Source organism: Methanosarcina sp. DH1, assembly GCF_020804205.1.
Lineage (GTDB): Archaea > Halobacteriota > Methanosarcinia > Methanosarcinales > Methanosarcinaceae > Methanosarcina > Methanosarcina vacuolata.
Window position 1 is genome coordinate 24,881 of sequence record NZ_WJBJ01000014.1, and the last position, 18,281, is coordinate 43,161.

12 protein-coding genes, 1 tRNA gene and 1 pseudogene are annotated in these 18,281 nt (G+C 40.2%); 12 read left to right on the forward strand and 2 right to left on the reverse strand.

Annotated features, from left to right (window positions below):
• The first annotated feature begins 144 nt into the window (after positions 1-144).
• The 12 genes from FXW07_RS06985 to FXW07_RS07040 all read left to right on the forward strand — a co-directional run bounded on the left by FXW07_RS06985 (position 145) and on the right by FXW07_RS07040 (position 16,203).
• Entirely contained in the window at positions 145-1,035 is an 891-nt protein-coding gene (locus tag FXW07_RS06985) for a nucleoside 2-deoxyribosyltransferase (protein ID WP_229394823.1), read from the forward strand.
• A gap of 77 nt (positions 1,036-1,112) precedes the next feature.
• A complete protein-coding gene (locus tag FXW07_RS06990) occupies positions 1,113-4,247 on the forward strand; it encodes a type I restriction endonuclease subunit R (RefSeq protein WP_229394824.1) in 3,135 nt (1,044 codons plus the stop codon).
• On the forward strand, positions 4,247-4,963 hold the full coding sequence (locus FXW07_RS06995) for a SprT family zinc-dependent metalloprotease (protein WP_229394825.1): 717 nt from the start codon (positions 4,247-4,249) through the stop codon (positions 4,961-4,963). The genes FXW07_RS06990 and FXW07_RS06995 overlap by 1 nt, the downstream gene beginning before the upstream one ends.
• 442 nt (positions 4,964-5,405) lie before the next feature.
• Positions 5,406-6,893, forward strand: coding sequence for a (R)-citramalate synthase (locus tag FXW07_RS07000; RefSeq protein ID WP_346655635.1), 1,488 nt, complete (start codon positions 5,406-5,408; stop codon positions 6,891-6,893).
• 287 nt (positions 6,894-7,180) lie between these two features.
• On the forward strand, positions 7,181-8,947 hold the full coding sequence (locus FXW07_RS07005) for an acetolactate synthase large subunit (protein WP_229394827.1): 1,767 nt from the start codon (positions 7,181-7,183) through the stop codon (positions 8,945-8,947).
• Positions 8,947-9,432 (forward strand): acetolactate synthase small subunit, encoded by a 486-nt coding sequence (gene ilvN / locus FXW07_RS07010; protein WP_048118983.1) that lies wholly within the window; start codon positions 8,947-8,949, stop codon positions 9,430-9,432. Before FXW07_RS07005 ends, ilvN begins: the two co-directional genes overlap by 1 nt.
• A gap of 292 nt (positions 9,433-9,724) precedes the next feature.
• A complete protein-coding gene (gene ilvC, locus FXW07_RS07015; RefSeq protein WP_048118985.1) occupies positions 9,725-10,732 on the forward strand; it encodes a ketol-acid reductoisomerase in 1,008 nt (335 codons plus the stop codon).
• A gap of 76 nt (positions 10,733-10,808) precedes the next feature.
• Complete coding sequence (locus tag FXW07_RS07020) at positions 10,809-11,351, forward strand: nitroreductase family protein (protein ID WP_048118988.1); 543 nt, start codon at positions 10,809-10,811, stop codon at positions 11,349-11,351.
• A gap of 176 nt (positions 11,352-11,527) precedes the next feature.
• Positions 11,528-11,599: transfer RNA gene (locus FXW07_RS07025), tRNA-Arg, on the forward strand.
• 1,063 nt (positions 11,600-12,662) lie between these two features.
• Positions 12,663-12,893 carry a hypothetical protein gene (locus tag FXW07_RS07030; RefSeq protein WP_229394828.1) on the forward strand — a complete coding sequence of 77 codons (231 nt, stop codon included), beginning with the start codon at positions 12,663-12,665 and terminating at the stop codon, positions 12,891-12,893.
• A gap of 114 nt (positions 12,894-13,007) precedes the next feature.
• Positions 13,008-13,778, forward strand: a complete 771-nt coding sequence (locus FXW07_RS07035; protein ID WP_229394829.1) for a DUF2971 domain-containing protein — start codon at positions 13,008-13,010, stop codon at positions 13,776-13,778.
• 967 nt (positions 13,779-14,745) lie between these two features.
• Positions 14,746-16,203, forward strand: a complete 1,458-nt coding sequence (locus FXW07_RS07040) for a right-handed parallel beta-helix repeat-containing protein (protein ID WP_229394830.1) — start codon at positions 14,746-14,748, stop codon at positions 16,201-16,203.
• A gap of 258 nt (positions 16,204-16,461) precedes the next feature.
• On the opposite strand, the gene FXW07_RS07045 is transcribed toward FXW07_RS07040, so the two are convergent.
• Entirely contained in the window at positions 16,462-16,995 is a 534-nt protein-coding gene (locus FXW07_RS07045) for a hypothetical protein (RefSeq protein ID WP_229394831.1), read from the reverse strand.
• A 653-nt stretch (positions 16,996-17,648) separates the two neighbouring features.
• Positions 17,649-18,281: pseudogene (locus FXW07_RS07050) on the reverse strand (ISNCY family transposase); the annotation flags it as partial.

Consider the following 18,281-nt stretch of genomic DNA (forward strand, 5'->3'; position numbering starts at 1 on the left):
AACATGCCAGTTATTGACTTTTCGGATAGGGTTTTTGATTCTAGTACGCCAATAATGAAGCAAATTTGTTACAAAACAGCTTGCGAGTTAGATAAAAACCAAAAATGTTATATTTCTTTATGTAACTTTTTTTATTTGGTTTGAATGAATGAAGAAACTTTGTCCACTGCTCCTAAACCATTTGTTTTTGTTCTAATGCCTTTCAACGAAGATTTTGATGATATTTACAAACTTGGTATTAAAGAAGCTGCAAAAGAAGTCGGTGCGTATGCCGAGCGAGTTGATGAACAAATTTTCACTGAAGGGATTCTTGAGAGAATATTCAATCAAATAAGTAAAGCCGATGTAATAGTTGCGGATATGACAGGTCGAAACCCAAATGTGTTTTATGAAGTGGGTTATGCACATGCCTTAGGAAAAATAGTATTGCTGTTAACTCAAAAAGCTGATGATATTCCATTTGACCTGAAGCATAAGCAACACATTATTTACGGTAATGGTGGCAGCAAAATCCAGAGTTTACGTAGCGAGTTAAACCCAAGGTTAAATTGGGCAATTAATGAATCTAAAAGAAAAGGGAAAGAGAATAATTCGAAACGAATTTTAGTTTCGGCATCTGTGATGGATATAAAAGGTTGTGAATTCACCGAGATTCCAGAAGATTGTCTCTCCAAGCCTATTCCTATCATAATCTATTCAGGTAATGGGCTTAACTTCCAGTTGCATAACAATTCATTACAGGAAATCCCAAAGATCACGCACATTTATCTTTTTGCTGATCATCCTGATTCTCGGCCATATATAGGAATAGCACCTCCCTACGAATTAGTTTATAATCCTAATAGAAATGATAAGCTGCCATTTAAATATCGAATACCTATTAATATTTCTTCTATGCCCCCTGATACTATGGGATCATTTGAGATTTATCTTGACAGACACGACCCGCAGATAGTTCCAAATTATAAGCTTCGAATACATATTTCAAACGAGTACTATGATTTCTCGTTTCAAGCCTCGCATAGATCCAAGTGATGAAATTATAACCTGTGATTTTCAGATGATGGAAAATGGACTGCTGCATTTACCAATTATATTGAGAGCGATGAAGTATGACCACTATAGGAAAAAGTGAACGAGTCACCCAGGACCGAATAATCTCTCTTTTTCATGACGAGCTTGGCTACAGCTACCTCGGGAACTGGATTGACCGTGAAGGAAACAGCAACATCGAAAAAGGACTGCTCGAAACCTACCTGACAAAAAGCGGCTACACCCCCACCCAGATAGGTGTCGCTCTCTACAAGCTGGACATCGAAGCGAACAACCACAACCGAAGCCTCTACGGCAACAATCAAGCTGTCTATAGTCTGTTGCGTTATGGCGTTCCTGTGAAGACTGAGGCTGGAAAGGTCACTGATAACGTCTACCTTATAAACTGGCAGGAGCCGGAGAAGAACGATTTTGCCATTGCCGAAGAAGTAACTCTCAGGGGAAACCGCGAACGTCGGCCCGACATCGTGCTCTATGTGAACGGCATCGCAGTCGGCGTTCTGGAACTGAAGAACAGCCGTGTGACAATCGGTGATGGAATCCGCCAGAACCTATCCAACCAGCGGCCAGAGTTCAACGAATGGTTCTTCAGCACTGTCCAGTTCATCTTTGCAGGCAACGATTCCGAGGGCTTAAAATATGGCGCTATCGGCACGCCTGAAAAGTACTTCCTTGAATGGAAAGAAGACGAAAAGGACAATAGCCGTTTCAAGCTCGATAAATATCTGCTCAAGATGTGCAATAAGGACCGACTTATAGAGCTGATGCATGATTTTGTGCTCTTTGACGGCGGCGTCAAGAAACTACCACGGGTTCACCAGTATTTTGCTGTCAAGGCAGCACAGAAATATGTTATGCAGCACAGGGGAGGTATTATCTGGCATACACAGGGCAGCGGAAAAAGTATTGTCATGGTGCTGCTTGCCAAGTGGATAAAGGAAAACAACCCCAATGCCCGCGTGGTTGTGGTCACAGACCGCGACGAGCTGGACAAACAGATCAAAAGAATCTTCAATGATGCAGGTGAGGATATCAAACGAACCACCAGCGGCCGCGAACTAATTAGCTGTCTAGGAAAGGCTGCCCCGCGCCTCCTGTGCTCACTGGTCCATAAATTCGGGCGCAAGGGAGTTGACGATTTCGATGCGTATATCAGAGATCTGGAATCCCAGCCAGGTAAAGCCGTAGGCGACATTTTTGTCTTTGTGGACGAATGCCACCGCACCCAGAGCGGCAAATTGCACCGGGCTATGAAGGCGATCATGCCAGGTGCTGTCTTTATCGGTTTCACAGGTACACCACTGCTCAAGAAGGATAAACAGACCAGCCTGGAAGTTTTCGGCGGCTACATCCATACCTACAAGTTTTGTGAGGCGGTAGAAGACAAAGTAGTGCTCGATCTAGTTTATGAGTCACGCGACATCGACCAGCGCCTTGGCTCAGAGACAAAAATTGATGCATGGTTTGAGGCAAAAACCAGAGGACTTAACGACTGGCAGAAAGACGAACTCAAAAAGCATTGGGGCACCATGCAGAAAGTGCTCAGTTCACGCTCTCGCATGGATCAGGTGGTAACTGACATTATTTTTGATTTTGGCGTAAAAAAGCCTCGCCTGACCAGCGAACGCGGAAATGCTATTCTGGTAGCTTCAAGCATCTACGAAGCTTGCAAGTACTTCACCCTCTTCCAGAAGACACTTTTCAAAGGCAAATGTGCCGTGGTAACCTCCTACAATCCGCAGGCTCAGGACGTAACAAAAGAAGATACAGGCGCAAATACCGAAACAGAAAAAGAGTTCATCTACAATACTTACACCGAGCTGCTCAAAGATATAGAAACCAGGCCAGGAATGACAAAAACCGAGACCTATGAAGAGAAAGCAAAGGACCTGTTCACTAAAGAACCGGCGAACATGAAATTGCTTATCGTTGTGGATAAACTTCTCACAGGCTTTGATGCCCCTCCCTGTACCTACCTCTACATAGACAAGTCAATGAAGGACCACGGCCTGTTTCAGGCAATCTGTCGCACTAACCGGCTGGACGGAGACGACAAAGAGTTCGGTTATATTGTGGATTACAAAGACCTTTTCAAGAATCTGGTCAATGATAAGGGGACCGGAGCACTTCAGGTTTATTCCTCCGAACTTGACTACAGCGCTGGCGGCGCTAGTCCGGAAGTGTTGATGCAGGACCGCCTGAAAAAAGGTAAGGAACGCCTTGACAATGCTTTAGAGGCATTGGCTATACTATGCGAGCCTGTTGAGCCACCAAAGGGAGAACTGGAACACATTCACTACTTCTGCGGGAATACGGAAATCCCAACTGACCTCCAGGAACATGAAACTCAACGTGCTGCTCTCTACAAAGCTACTGCTTCACTCGTTCGTTCCTATGCCAACATTGCAGACGAGCTGGAAGCTGCAGGATATAGTAAATCAGATATTTCTCGCATTAAACAGCTACTGGACTATTATCTAAATATCCGCGAGATCATCCGCAGGGCTAGCGGTGAAAGTCTTGACCTGAAAGCTTATGAAGCAGATATGCGCCATCTTATCGACACTTACATCGAGGCAGCCGAGCCCAGAAAGGTTTCATCTTTTGAAGATATGCCTCTTCTGGACTTGATCGTAAAAACGGGAATTGACAAAGCCATTGCAACTCAGCTTGATAGACTGAAGGGCAACAAAAACGCTGTTGCTGAGACTATCGAGAACAACGTCCGCAGCAAAATAATCAAGGAACAACTGAACGACCCGGCCTATTACGAGAAGATGTCTGCCCTGCTGGAAGAAATTATAGCAGCCAGGAAGGCAAAAGCCATTGAGTATGAAGAATACTTAAAGCGGATTGCGGATCTGGTAAAGCAGGTGGAAGCCGGACATGAGGACGATATCGTCGATGTACTGAAGAAAAGCCCTGCTCTAAGAGCACTCTACAACAACCTGAAAGACTGTGGGAAAAAGTTCGAGGACCAGATAAAAGAAAACGACGAATATATATTACCCAGCGATCCGACTCTTGACCTGGCACTGAGACTCGATGAAACAATAAAAAGGGTAAGGTCTGACGATTGGCGTGGTGTTGAACCACGTGAAAGGACTATAAAGCACGCCTTGTACGAGATCCTGCACGACGAAACAGAGGTTAACCGTATCTTCTTTATCATCAAGGCACAAAGGGAATACTGATGAATACCCAGATCGAACTTGGTGATATCACAGTAGACGTAGTTTTCAAAGATATCAAGAACATTCATCTGAGCGTGTATCCTCCAGTCGGTAGGGTAAAAATCTCAGCCCCTTTGAGAATGAATATTGATACAATTCGTGTTTTCGCCATTTCCAGGTTAGGCTGGATCAAACAGAAACAGAAAAAGTTCCGGGAACAGGATCGTGAAACTCCCCGTGAGTACCTGGATCTTGAAAGCCATTACGTGTGGGGAAGACGTTATTTGCTTAAAGTTATTGAAGTTGATGGAGCACCCTCTGTAGAATTGAAACATAATAAGATGATATTGCGAGTGCGACCTGGAGCAGATGACAAAAAAAAGCAATCTGTTATTGATGCATGGTATCGTGAACAACTCAAAAAAGCTGTGCCACCGGTAATTGCCATGTGGGAACCACTTCTGGGAGTGAAGGTAGAGCGGTTCTTTGTTCAAAGGATGAAAACAAAATGGGGAAGCTGTAACCACAAAGCACATAACATTAGACTTAACACTGAACTTGCCAAGAAGCCAAAAGAATGTCTTGAATATACCATTGTACATGAAATGGCACATCTGCTGGAGCCAACACATAATTCTCGCTTTATAACGCTAATGGACCAGTTCATGCCAAAATGGCAGTTCTGCAAGGATAAACTGAACCAGTTACCGGTCAGCCATGAGGAATGGGCTTATTGATACTATTTCTTTGTAACCAATTCCCAGTTTCTATGTATCCTTTTCAAATTTAATTCCTTATGACTTCTTTAAAGTCACATTCAAGTTGGTTCAATACTTGCTTGCTTCATTTTTGTAAAATAAGGGCATTCTCCAAGCCCGTCATTATATATCTATATAAACTGTTATGAGCTGTGAAAGGAATCTACCTTGTTTTTGTTAACTGTAAACTAAAAATACTATGGTCTACCTATTGAGGAAAAGTTTCAGAGAGCCACAGCGTAAACCAGGAAATCTTTCTGAAAAAGCCGGGTTCCTGAGAAAAAATATATGTAACATTTGTATTAATACATTGAAGCTTACAAAATAGGACATAATATTATAAAATGACAAGTATTATATAGATATTATTTTCCTATTTTGCCGAAAGAATCTATCTCAATAAAACAAAGACTGAGGGATTATATTATTCGAAAATGTCCGCTTTCTGGATACTACTTTGAGAGACGGTGAACAAACACCTGGCGTTGCCCTTACAAAGGACAAGAAGCTTTTAATCGCCCGAGCGCTTGATGAGATGGGAGTCTCAATAATTGAGGCCGGTTCTGCAATCACTTCCAAAGGTGAAAGGGAGTCTATCAAGGCTGTTGCAAACGCAGGGCTTAAAGCTGAAATTTGCAGCTACTGCAGAATTGTAAAGTCCGATGTTGACCGTGCTCTGGAGTGCGATGTTGATTCTATCCACCTTGTAGCACCTGTTTCGGACCTTCATATAAGGACGAAAATCAAAAAGGACCGGGACGCAGTACGGCAGATCGCAGTTGAAGCCACGGAATATGCCAAGGACCACGGCCTGATTGTGGAATTGAGCGGGGAAGATGCCTCGCGTGCAGACCCTGAGTTTCTAAAAGCCATCTATGCCGACGGAATAGCTGCAGGCGCTGATCGGATATGTTTCTGCGATACTGTAGGTCTTCTGGTACCTGAAAGGACAACCAAAATTTTCCGGGACCTGACTTCCTCACTGAAAGCTCCTATCAGCATTCACTGCCACAACGATTTCGGTTTTGCAACTGCGAACACGGTTGCTGCCCTGGCTGCAGGGGCAAAACAGGCCCATGTAACTGTTAACGGGTTAGGTGAAAGAGCTGGAAACGCATCCCTTGAAGAAGTAGTAACGAGCCTGGAATGGCTCTACAAGTACAATACAGGTATCAAGCATGAGATGATCTACCGGACTTCAAGGCTTGTAAGCCGGCTTACAGGAATTCCCGTATCACCAAATAAGGCTCTTGTAGGTGGAAATGCATTCACTCACGAAGCAGGAATCCATGTCCACGGTCTTCTTGCCGATAAGGCGACCTATGAGCCGATGAGTCCGGAATATATCGGAAGGCAGCGTCAGATCGTACTTGGAAAACATGCAGGGCGCAGCTCGATTACTCTTGCCTTAAAGGAAATGGGGCTTGTAGCTGATGAGGCCCAGACCGAAGAAATTTTCAACCGGGTCAAGCAGATGGGTGACCAGGGAAAACACGTAACTGATGCTGACCTGCACACTATTGCAGAAAACGTACTTGATATTTACAAGGAACCCCTGGTAAAAATGGAAGAGTTTACCATTGTGTCCGGAAACCGGGTGACTCCAACGGCATCGATAAAACTTAACGTAAAAGATAAAGCTATAATACAGGCAGGAATCGGGAACGGGCCTGTAGATGCTGTAATCAATGCAATCCGGAGAGCTGTAAGTTCCTGTGCGGAAGATATTATACTTGAAGAGTATCATGTAGACTCGATCACTGGCGGAACCGATGCCCTTGTTGAAGTAAGGGTAAAACTTTCCAAGGATGGGAAGGAAGTTACGGCAAGCGGAGCTAGGACGGACATAATTATGGCCTCCGTAGAAGCTGTAATGAACGGTATGAACCGCCTTATCCGGGCCGAGTGATTTCAGAAAATGAATTATATAGATTTTTCAGGAGGGCTGTTCTGTCCTCTCCTCTTTTTCCTGCTGGAAAAATTCTTGAAATCACGCACCGCTGATATTTCTGGATCAGGAAAAACCTTATCCATTATATAACATGATCGATTATGATATATTTACAAAATTAATAACTAGAAAATGTGAGTGTGAGAGATAAATATTTTTAATGAACACACCCTTACTGGAAATGCACTCATCTCCAGGTGAGTGCCCAGTAAAATCACCGTTAAGAAATAAAAAGGAGTTAAATAATGACAACCGGGTCAACAGAAAAAGTTAATGGCGCAAGGGCTCTGATCAAGTGCCTGGAAAAAGAAGGTGTTGACACCATCTTCGGATATCCAGGAGGGCAGATCATCCCCTTCTATAACGAAATTTATGATTCGAATCTGCGCCATATACTTGTGCGTCACGAACAGGCAGCAGCTCATGCTGCGGACGGGTATGCCCGTGCGACTGGAAAGACCGGGGTCTGTGTATCCACCTCAGGTCCCGGAGCAACCAACCTGGTAACAGGGATTGCTACCGCATATATGGACTCAGTACCTATTGTAGCCTTAACCGGCCAGGTTCCAACGTTCCTGATAGGTAACGATGCTTTCCAGGAAGCCGACATTAAGGGAATTACCCAGCCCATTACCAAGCACAACTACTTAGTACAGGATGTAAACGAACTCCCGAGAATCGTAAAAGAAGCCTTCCATATTGCTTCTACCGGAAGGCCTGGCCCGGTATTAATTGACCTTCCAAAAGATGTACAGAACGCGGAGATCGAGTTTTACTATCCTGACAAAGTAGAGCTTAGAGGATATAAGCCAACTTACAAAGGCAACCCCCAGCAAATCAAACGAGCCGCCGAGGAAATTGCAAATTCCTGCATGCCTATTATATATGCAGGTGGTGGCGTGATAAGTTCTAATGCTAGCGCTGAGCTTGTAGAGCTGGCTGAGACAATTAACGCTCCGGTTACGACTACTCTTTTGGGAATCGGTGCAATTCCTACCGAGCACCCTCTGCATGTTGGGATGCTTGGAATGCACGGGACCAAATACGCGAATTATACAATTCAGGAATCCGATCTCATTATTGCCGTGGGCGCAAGGTTCGATGACCGCGTGACCGGAAAACTTGAGTCCTTTGCACCCAACGCAAGGGTTATCCACATCGATGTCGACCCTGCAGAGATCTCAAAGAACGTAAAGGTCCAGATCCCAATCGTCGGAGACGCAAAACAGGTACTCAAGTCCCTTAATAAATATATCAAGCGCTGCAACTCCGAAGCATGGATTGAAAAGATAAAACAGTGGAAGAAGGAATATCCACTTACCTATAACCAGATGTCACCTGATGTTATAATGCCCCAGTTTGTCATCGAGCAAATCTCTGAGGCTTGCAAGGATGCAATTATAGTTACTGAGGTCGGACAGCACCAGATGTGGGCTGCTCAGTTCTTCAAGTATAAAAAACCCCGAACCTTCATTACATCAGGCGGTCTTGGTACGATGGGCTACGGTTTCCCTGCAGCCATAGGAGCAAAGGTCGGCAAGCCGGATAAAACAGTTATCAACATTGCAGGCGATGGTTCTTTCCAGATGAACTCTCAGGAGCTTGCAACTGTAGTCCAGAACGACATTCCGGTTGTTTCCGTGATCCTCAATAATGGTTATCTGGGCATGGTCAGGCAGTGGCAGGAGCTGTTCTATGACAAACGGTATTCTCACACATTTATTAAGGGCAGTGTCGATTTCGTCAAACTTGCCGAGGCTTACGGGGCTCTTGGACTGCGTGCGGAAAGGCCGTCCGAAGTAAGACCTGCAATCGAAGAAGCTGTCAACTCAGGTAGGCCTGCTGTTGTTGATGTGATTGTTGAGTGCGAGGCAAATGTTTATCCTATGGTGCCGGCAGGGGCTGCAATTAATGAAATCCTTGATATGGAAGAACATGCAGACACTCCCTGCGCCATGCCAAATTTGCGTAAGGCAAAAACTGATAGAGTTCTCGACCTGGAGGAGCAGTAATGAAACATACACTGGCAGTCCTTGTGGAAAATAGGTCAGGAGTCCTCTCAAGGGTGGCTTCGCTCTTCTCAAGGCGCGGATACAATATCGAGAGCCTGGCTGTTGGAGTCACTGAAGACCCCAAAACCTCCCGAATGACTATAGTCGTTGATGGAGATGACCATGTTCTCGAACAGGTTACTAAACAGCTTAACAAGCTCGTTGATGTGATCAAAGTTTCTGATATCGGGGGAGATGAAGCCGTAGAAAGGGAATTAGCTCTTATTAAAGTTGCAGCTGACGTAAGTGCGAGAACCGAAATTATCCAGATTGCGGATATTTTCAGGGCAAGGATAGTGGACGTAGCTCCTAAATCCATAACTGTCGAAGTAACTGGAGACGAAGCCAAAATCCAGGCAATTGAAAAACTCCTCAGGCAGTTTGGGATTAAGGAAATGGCCAGGACAGGTAAGATTGCTCTGGTCCGCGGCCCAAAGAAGGTTTAAATAATAAGGGCAGGTAAAGAAAGGTAGCTGCTTAATTATTTTTACAGATTGGGGCAGCCGGGGGCGTTTTAACCCCCCAAAGCTTCACTAAGAGTAAGCCTGAGGTCTCAGGCCTCTGCTAAAACTTCAAAAGCTGCCCTATCCGAAAAAAGCAACTTTCCATGAATCAACTTAGGTCGACTTAATTCACAGGGAAGTGAACGGATTTAATAAGGATTTAATAATAATATGCTTCCCACAAAATATTAGGAGCTTTGCTCAAAAACTGAAAAATTCATCAGGAGAATCTAATATGGCAAATATAATTTATGATAACGAAACTACTTTTGATGCACTTAAGGACAAAACTATCGCAATAATGGGCTACGGAAGTCAGGGTCATGCTCACGCTCGCAACCTCCATGAGTCAGGGCTTAATGTTGTTGTTGGGCTCAGAAAAAGCAGTTCAAGCTGGGCAAGAGCCGAGAATGACGGCCTGAAGGTCATGACTGTGGCAGAAGCTGCAAAAGCTGCAGATGTTATCATGATCCTCCTTCCTGACGAAAATCAGGCATCTGTTTATTATTCTGAAATCGCACCAAATCTGGAAGCCGGTAACGCACTTGCTTTTGCACACGGTTTTAATATTCACTACAACCAGATTGTCCCCCCGAAAAACGTTGATGTTTTCATGGCTGCTCCCAAGGGCCCTGGTCACATTGTCAGAAGAACCTATACCGAGGGTATCGGTGTCCCGGCTCTGATTGCAGTCTACCAGGATGCAACCGGAAACGCCAGGGAAATTGCTCTGTCATATGTCAAAGGGATCGGTGCAACCAGAGCAGGAGTCTATGAAACTACTTTCCGTGAAGAAACCGAAACCGATCTTTTCGGAGAACAGGTTGACCTTTGTGGAGGACTTTCATCTCTTATCAAGACCGCTTTTGAAACACTTGTTGAGGCAGGATACCAGCCTGAGATGGCTTATTTCGAAACCTGTCATGAAGTCAAGCTCATTGTTGACCTTATCTATGAAGGCGGGCTTGAGAGAATGTGGCATTCCGTTTCCAACACCGCAGAATACGGCGGTATGACAGTCGGCCCCAGGATTATTAATGATGAGTCCCGCGAAGCCATGCGTGAAGCCCTGAGAAGAATCCAGAACGGCGAATTTGCCAAGGAATTCGTGCTCGAAGGTATGGTCAACCACCCCGTACTCAAAGCCATGGAACGCCAGGAAAAGGAACACCAGCTTGAAGTTGTCGGAAAGCAGATCCGTGCAAACATCCCCTGGCTCAACAAGAAGATTGATGATGACTGATTCTACAGTAATTAACAACCTGTAGACAGAAAATTCATAAATCTGGAAATCTAAAACTCAATCCGGAGGGAAAGTAATGCCAGTAAAAGGAGAAAGCAAAGTCATTAACACTATCCTTAACAGACGGAGCGTCCGGGAGTTTACGGACAAAACTGTTAGCAAGGAAGATATCAGCATAATCCTGAACTCAGGGCACTGGGCTCCTTCCGGATTGAATAACCAGCCCTGGCGTTTCATTGTTATTCGGGACCGGGAGACCATCCAGAAACTCTCGGAATGCACGCATTATTCAGGTATCGTGGCAGGAGCTCCTCTGCTTATTGCGACTTTCCTGGACAATGAAACTTCTTATAACAGGACAAAAGACCTCGAAGCAATAGGGGCTGCAGTCGAGAATATGCTCCTCACCTGCTGTGATCTCGGCCTTGGCGGGGTTTGGCTTGGAGAAATCCTTAACCAAAAAGAGAAGGTCAATTCCATTCTTGACTGTCCTTCCGATCTTGAGCTAATGGCAGTTCTTGCAATCGGAGAACCAGTTCCAAAAGAAAGGACTTCAACACGTAGAGCTCTCTCCGAAATAGTGTTTAATGAAAAGTACGGCCAGAAATGGGAAGAGTAAAACATCCTGAGATTCTCAGGTTAAGTTTCCTTTTAATGGTTTTTAAATATTAAATACAAAAGGATATTTTAATATTATTAAGGATTAAGTTTATAAGCTATTTAGCACTATAACCAGCCAGTTAACTGACTATGGTTTTATCTGTTAACGAACTGATCTTAACTTTTTCATAGTGAAGGTCTGTAGTGTAGAGGATATCACTGGAGCCTCCGGAGCTCCGAACCTGGGTTCGATTCCCAGCAGACCTGTTTTTTAAAAAATCTGGTAAGGTATGGTTTTATTTTTTATATTATTTGCCGGGCAGAAAGTATAATACTGAAATAAAACAGAATATAAGTTAGAAGGTGTAATTTATGGCTAGAGGATTTAATCGTCGCTTCCTGCGTGCTGGAAGAAAGATATCTTTAATTCAGTTAATTCTCATAGCGATAATACTGTATTTTTTGCTGCGTATACTTTTGCCGCTTTTGTGGACTCTGTTTTTGATCGTCGTTCTGATTATACTCTTGAAAGTAGTTCTGGAAAACTTCTAATTAATTGTTGACTCATTTCAGATATTTCTGAACTTCTGGATGTTGGAACGTTTTATCTAGAAAGATCAGTAAATTAGTAACTACAATCAATGAATATTTACTAATACTATTTGAATTAAGTTTATTTTTATGACAATGGATTGATATTAAGAACAAAATTCAGTTGTTTTATGGGAAAATACTGGATTTCTAACTAAAACGTTTTCATAAAAACTCTATATTTTGTGGTTTGTGGCCTAGATTTCCACTTGATTTTATCAGAAAAAACGCTTGAAATGTATAGGTTTTATTACAAAACCTGTGCATAAACGAGAGCTTGAAATATACGAACTTTTGCTACACTGCAGTGCCTCTAGCATAATTGCGCCGTAGAAATAATTCAATAAACATAGGACTTACGCGGTTAAAATGAAAAATCGATAACGTTAAAACTTTAACTGTCTAATACACTAACTTAGTCACAACGCCTAATATGCTCGATTTGTACTTCAAGTGCGTAAGTTCTAAAAACAATACATTGGTCATCGGTAAAGGAGAAACCGTTATCAATTGCATTGATTTCCACAAAGTTTGTTAAACCATTCAGTGATATTAAGCTGGAGTTTGATATCAATTTCAGTTTAAACGCTCAAAATTTGGGCTTGATTTTTTGTTGAAATAGAGATCCGCGGCAAGAGAATTTCTTAACCGATGACCAATGAAAAACAATATTCTCTATGTCTTCAAAATGTAGCGAAGGATAAAAATATAAAAACAGTAACTCTCGTGAGGTCAAATAATGAAAGAAGCAGAAAAATCTGAATATTATATCCAAATAGACGAAGGATACATTGTGGCTGTTCCGAAGAATAACATACTTGATGTTGGTGATCACGTAATACTTTTCCCTCATCCTAATGGTGAAAAATACGCGATAAACGCAAATTTTTTTGAGAAAATTAGATCAGTGTTTCCTGACAATCCACTTCCGGTCCAAAAATTAAAACTTTTAATCGAAGTTAAATTATAATACTAACAAAATTAAACAACTTTTTAATCTTTATTAAGTTAAATATCAACCTAATATGACTACAGCAGACAATAAATTTTATACTATAAGTTTGATTGATATTTCTTTGATATAATGTATAGGGAACATTACTGCTTTGAGCCACCTAATAAAGATTCAACGATAGTTTGGAAATATCTAAAATTTCAATATTTTATTTCATTACTGGATAAAAACAGTTTATTTTTCGCTAGACCTGAGTTATTTGAAGATCCTTATGAAGGTTCCTATTCAAATGCTAATCGAACTGAAATGAATTCGCTACTAGAAAAATACGATGGAAACTCTGTAATAGCTCAAAATATACGTGCTTTACTTAAGAGCTCAAAAATAGAAACAGATGGAGTAATGTTAAACTGTTGGCACATGAATAAAGAGGAATCTGCTGCTATGTGGAAACTTTATTCAGATGACAATGCAGGCATTTCAATTAAATCCGACTTTGGCAGATTAAAAAATTGTTTTTCTGAGTGCCCGTATCCGGTCTATATTGGAAAAGTAAAGTATATTGATTGGAATCTTGAAAAAATACCTCAACAGAATGTATTTTCACCTTATCTATGCAAAAGGAGAAGTTTTGAATACGAAAATGAAATTCGAGCGTTAGTTTACACTGTAAGGCGTGATGGTGAGATGTGCTATATAGATAAAAACCAAGTTTTTCAAAAGTGTGAATTTACTAATGATGGTATATACGTTCCAATTTCACTAAATATATTAATTGAAAAAATATACGTTTCTCCCAAGTCATCAAAGTGGTTCTTAGAATTAGTGAAATCAATTTCAAAAAAATACGGGTTGAACAAAGAAATAATTCGATCGAATTTATACGATGGACCATCTTAATATGTTTTAACCATCGATTAACAAGTAGGCTAATTGCCCGATTCTTGAGAATATTTGAATTATTTATCATACAAGCAGTTAAAAGATCCTTTCAGACAATAAGTCTATTTTCTTTATTTAAACTATAAATATTTGCAAATTGCCCTGCAATTTACATTTCGACCCCCCTCTCAAAAATAATGTGATTTTTGCAACAACTATATAACTTTATAGAATCAGATGCGGGCACATGCTCAACAAAATCAATGATTTTAACTTGAATCCCACAATGTTCAAAAAAATCCAGTTTAAATTTATAAAACAAATTAAAAATTTAGTTGTATGTGGAGACACATATTGAATCATACGTAATTAATATGGAAGTAAAAGTAAAATTAATAACGAACTGTGTGAATAAAAAATTAAGTTGTGTTTTTTTGGAGGGAGTCGAAATGTAAATTTTATCAAACATTCTTATCGGATTTAGGTGTTCATCTATACAACGATTTGTGCATCTCTATTAAATTTTATAATGACTACGTTCAGACGACCTCGATGTTGTAAAAGAGGCAGGGAATCTTTTTATTGGAGAATTGCTTTATAATTTCCAATGTTTCTATAGCTTCATTCTTTATGCCCTTAAGAGGAAACTCATGTAACTAAGAGGAATTGGCGTGAAAAACAGGAGATTTTTTCTAAATTCTGTATATAGCATGTTTTTGGGTTCAACAATTCTTAATGTAAATAATCCTTCCAGAACTTTTTTTTATAACTATACAATTATAAATATAAAAATACAGTTTAAAATATTCCCAAATATGCCTGAAAAACGAATAATGTTTCATAGTGTTTAGTAAGAAGTCATAAATTTCAAGGAGATGTATACACGTTATTTGACCAATATCTGTCTATTAAGAATAATAATGAATTTTATTATGATCTCCTCCAGGTGACGCCATTGTTAACACGAGAATTAGGGATCTTTTTATTGGTAGGTTTTCTTCTTCTTGCAAGTGTTCCTACAGCTTTATGCGCAACTAGCTCATCAATAGTGTACGTTGCGGGGGATGGCACTGGAAAATATAACTGTGATGGAAAAGACGATCATATACAGATAAATCAGGCCCTTAAGTTTGTAGCTGGTAACTCTAAATACACCACTGTCCACCTCAAAGGTCCTTTTACATATGTTATTGACGATACTCTTTTAATCGGTAGTAATACTATTCTCGAAGGGGATTCAAGTGCTGTAATCAAGCTTGCTAATAATGCAGGCTGGGTTGCAATGAAACCCTTGATCAAGCAGATGAGTACTTCCGGGAATAATAACATTGTAGTAAGAGGTTTCAAGGTTAATGGAAACCGTAAAGGCAATTCCAAAGTTTCGTTGGGTGGCGGGTACTATAATATAATGTACTTCACTAACTGCAACAATATCAAAGTATACAATATGTATATGTATGATGGTCTCGGCGATGGTCTGAGGGCAAATTCCTGTAAAAACATTCAGTTTTATAACAACAAGATAGACAAACTGGGGCACGATGGCCTGTTTGCTATTCGTAGTCAGTATGTACAGGCCTGGAAAAACAGGATAACCTGCAGGACTAACAGCGGTCTTAGAATCTGGAACTCAAACGGTGTAAGACTCTATGGTAATGTGATTGACTCTTTCTATGACTGGACTGCAGGCGGTCCGGGGATTCAGATAGAAAAAGGTGGGACTGGTACAGGTACTATGGATAATATTAGTATATACAATAATGTTATCCATAACACCTATGGCCCTGGGATCTGGATTTTCAATTATGATACTACTTCTTCTAGTAAAGATCTTGGAAAAAATATTCGTATTCACCATAATGTCTTTTACAGAACAGGCACCAATCCCAGCATTAAATGGGTTGGCGGTATTGTAATTAGTGGATTCCACAATACCTACATTGAAAATAATGTCTTTGATGGCATATATCATGTGGCTATTGCCAATTTGTATCCAGAAAATTATTCTCCAAATTACGCGTCTACATCTCCATACATAACAATTGCCCGCAACAATATAATTGTAAATACCCTGAAACGTAAAAAGAGTCCAAGTGGGACAGGGTATGGTGTGATGAATTATCTTATCAGTAACAACCATAAATTATATATGCAGTATAACTGCCTCTACAAAAATGCAGTAGGAAATTATAAAAATTGCACATCGAAAACTGACATCTATGTAAATCCACTATTCGCGAGCCAGACAAAACATGATTACCATCTGAAGTCAAAAACTGGAAGATGGAATGGAAAAACCTGGGTTAAAGACACAGTAATCTCTCCCTGTATTGATGCCGGACATCCATCGTGGGGTTATTCTCAGGAACCGAAACCCAACGGAAGCAGGATTAATATAGGCAGTTACGGAAATACAATATATGCATCAAAATCAAAGAGTTAACGCATTATATCTGCGTTACTCCTTTTTTTGAGTTGGAAAATTCTCCCTTGAATTTGAAGAGGATACTGAAAAAGAAATCCTGTAAATTCTTAAAATTTGAGAACAAAACCATGGATTCTGAATAAATTGTACTCTTTTCCAGGAAAGGAAAAGAGTATTTCAAATCAGTAATTTCTAGAGCTCCGATTTCTAGAGCTCCGATTTCTAGAGCTCCGATTTCCAGAGCTCAGATTTCTAGAGTTCAGGAATAAAGCGATATTATTTATAAAACGTTTTTAAAGTTGAGAGCATCAGGTTTCGGAAAAGTCCTTCGGTTTCCACCTTTAAAGAGTCGTCATTCATACATTTTACGGCTTCTTTTAAGGGTTCTTCCGAATCAAGCACTTTTTGTATGGTTTTTTCATCGGTTTCCACTGTAATGGAAGGCCCAAATTTTGAATTCGGATCAGTAGGAGTTTCATAGCTGTAGAAATCTCTTATTTTTCCTCCTCCCATAAGTAAGGTCACGTAAAGCATCTCGCCGTTCTCAAGTTTGATTTTCCCGGCAATTTCCTCACTGGCCACAAGTCTTTGCAGAACTTCAGGAACTTTATCAAAATTATTGTTATAAAGCTCGGCTTTTGCACTCAATTCTGCAAAGAGAGCATTTTCGGTAGTAGTATTCTCTGGAGCATTATACAGGTCGGCTTTTTGAATATTGCCTGCATCTGAAACCGCTCCTGCTATCGGGACAAATAAAAGCATAACAAGAATGAAAAGACTTAAAGCTCTGGTTTTGCTGCAAGGAGACATAGCTGAAAATAAGAGGCAGGAATATAAAAAAGTTATTGATACAAATATTACACTGAAGTATGACAAAAAACTAGAAAATAAGACTTACTCAGTTGAACTGAAAAATCAACAGCACCTGACTCTTAACTGTCTAAAACGTAACTTTAATACACAGTCTTTGACGTAATTGAGATTTTATTCCTCAAGTAAGTCTTGTGAAGTCATTAGATATTTATCCAAAGTAAAGTTAAATTGTTTATGAAATACAAAATAAAGAGAAAACGAAAAAATAAAAATGGAGGTTATTATTAGATATTGAGCCCGTTTTTGGAGGCCTGGAAGACAGGCAATAAAAATGAATTAAAGCACTAAAATCAATTAAATTTGCTTTAACGATTAAATATTGTATCATACATTATATAAAGATATCTATTTGTTTTCTATTTGTTTGACTCAGTTTCATAATTTAGTGATTTCTCATTTTTTCCGTCCTTAAAACTTCACTTTTCTCTGCTAACTGCTCAAATAAACTGTAATAATCCTTGAGAAATGATTTCTTTGGCAGGAATGCCAAAGAATTATTTTACTCCGTTAATTGTTTCACTGAATTTTTTGACTAAAATCGATACGCTCCGCTACTTAATCCTTAACTCAGCTCTCAAAAATATCTTTTACTAAAGCTTAAATGGAGTAAATAATCTGAACAATTCCAGAAATGACTTTTGTGGTTTCTTGAGCAAATTTAATCTTCTCATTTGAGCAAGTTTGATCTGATTCTCAATTCCTTTATCAGTCCTGAACTGCTTCTTGTTATCCGTTTTTAGACTTTTTGAATAATAACTTTCAATAGGATTATTTGTCGCCGGCGCTCCTGGAAGATAATGGAACAAAGTAAGATTTAGCCAGTGTTTATTGATCATCCACAATCGTTTTTGAACCAATTCATCATATGTTCTTATATTTTCCATTAATTTATTGAAGTTATATTTTGCTTTTTCAAGACTATTAAGTGGAAGATTTTCCTTTTTYCGTCTTCTTTCAAGCTTTAATTCATTTCTATACTTGTAAAATTTCTTTTTTGCKTTTTTACTCCATTCCTGATGTTTTTCTTCTTTATTAACTAGATTAGGTTCTTCAGATAGAAGTTCTTCCAGAAATTTAATTTCATTCTCTCGATTGTAAAATATATTCAATAACCTGTACTTCAATAATTCCTGTTCAATTGTTGTATTTTTTGGGAAATCACTAACAATAAGCTTGTTTAAGTGCATTAAACAATATTGATGGACTAACTTATCCCCAAAAAT

Coding starts and splice junctions, on each gene's coding strand:
- FXW07_RS06985 (WP_229394823.1), top strand. CDS start 145: ATGAATGAAGAAACTTTGTCCACTGCTCCTAAACCATTTGTTTTTGTT.
- FXW07_RS06990 (WP_229394824.1), top strand. CDS start 1,113: ATGACCACTATAGGAAAAAGTGAACGAGTCACCCAGGACCGAATAATC.
- FXW07_RS06995 (WP_229394825.1), top strand. CDS start 4,247: ATGAATACCCAGATCGAACTTGGTGATATCACAGTAGACGTAGTTTTC.
- FXW07_RS07005 (WP_229394827.1), top strand. CDS start 7,181: ATGACAACCGGGTCAACAGAAAAAGTTAATGGCGCAAGGGCTCTGATC.
- ilvN (WP_048118983.1), top strand. CDS start 8,947: ATGAAACATACACTGGCAGTCCTTGTGGAAAATAGGTCAGGAGTCCTC.
- ilvC (WP_048118985.1), top strand. CDS start 9,725: ATGGCAAATATAATTTATGATAACGAAACTACTTTTGATGCACTTAAG.
- FXW07_RS07020 (WP_048118988.1), top strand. CDS start 10,809: ATGCCAGTAAAAGGAGAAAGCAAAGTCATTAACACTATCCTTAACAGA.
- FXW07_RS07030 (WP_229394828.1), top strand. CDS start 12,663: ATGAAAGAAGCAGAAAAATCTGAATATTATATCCAAATAGACGAAGGA.
- FXW07_RS07035 (WP_229394829.1), top strand. CDS start 13,008: ATGTATAGGGAACATTACTGCTTTGAGCCACCTAATAAAGATTCAACG.
- FXW07_RS07045 (WP_229394831.1), bottom strand. CDS start 16,995: ATGTCTCCTTGCAGCAAAACCAGAGCTTTAAGTCTTTTCATTCTTGTT.